General features: G+C 57.4%; 2 protein-coding genes. Both read left to right on the top strand.

Annotated features, from left to right (window positions below):
- A partial coding sequence (locus ACTHSL_RS12685) for a major capsid protein (RefSeq protein WP_440381666.1) occupies window positions 1-757 on the top strand: 757 nt, incomplete at its 5' end.
- A 41-nt stretch (window positions 758-798) separates the two neighbouring features.
- A partial coding sequence (gene gpFI / locus ACTHSL_RS12680) for a DNA-packaging protein FI (RefSeq protein WP_440381665.1) occupies window positions 799-1,101 on the top strand: 303 nt, incomplete at its 3' end.

Below are 1,101 nucleotides of genomic sequence, written 5' to 3'. Positions count from 1 at the left end.
GCGTCGCCTGCCGGATGAAGATCCGCAGAATCTGGCGGACCCGGCTTACCGCCGCCGTCGCATCATCATGCAGAACATGCGTGACGAAGAGCTGGCCATTGCTCAGGTCGAAGAGATGCAGGCAGTTTCTGCCGTGCTTAAGGGCAAATACACCATGACCGGTGAAGCCTTCGATCCGGTTGAGGTGGATATGGGCCGCAGTGAGGAGAATAACATCACGCAGTCCGGCGGCACGGAGTGGAGCAAGCGTGACAAGTCCACGTATGACCCGACCGACGATATCGAAGCCTACGCGCTGAACGCCAGCGGTGTGGTGAATATCATCGTGTTCGATCCGAAAGGCTGGGCGCTGTTCCGTTCCTTCAAAGCCGTCAAGGAGAAGCTGGATACCCGTCGTGGCTCTAATTCCGAGCTGGAGACAGCGGTGAAAGACCTGGGCAAAGCGGTGTCCTATAAGGGGATGTATGGCGATGTGGCCATCGTCGTGTATTCCGGACAGTACGTGGAAAACGGCGTCAAAAAGAACTTCCTGCCGGACAACACGATGGTGCTGGGGAACACTCAGGCACGCGGTCTGCGCACCTATGGCTGCATTCAGGATGCGGACGCACAGCGCGAAGGCATTAACGCCTCTGCCCGTTACCCGAAAAACTGGGTGACCACCGGCGATCCGGCGCGTGAGTTCACCATGATTCAGTCAGCACCGCTGATGCTGCTGGCTGACCCTGATGAGTTCGTGTCCGTACAACTGGCGTAATCATGGCCCTTCGGGGCCATTGTTTCTCTGTGGAGGAGTCCATGACGAAAGATGAACTGATTGCCCGTCTCCGCTCGCTGGGTGAACAACTGAACCGTGATGTCAGCCTGACGGGGACGAAAGAAGAACTGGCGCTCCGTGTGGCAGAGCTGAAAGAGGAGCTTGATGACACGGATGAAACTGCCGGTCAGGACACCCCTCTCAGCCGGGAAAATGTGCTGACCGGACATGAAAATGAGGTGGGATCAGCGCAGCCGGATACCGTGATTCTGGATACGTCTGAACTGGTCACGGTCGTGGCACTGGTGAAGCTGCATACTGATGCACTTCACGCCACGCGGGAT

The sequence above is a fragment of the Neisseria sp. P0008.S010 genome (genome assembly GCF_051962715.1).
Classification (GTDB): domain Bacteria; phylum Pseudomonadota; class Gammaproteobacteria; order Burkholderiales; family Neisseriaceae; genus Neisseria; species Neisseria elongata.
The sequence above is the reverse complement of the archived record's forward strand: the minus strand, read 5'-3'. Positions and strand labels throughout refer to the sequence as shown.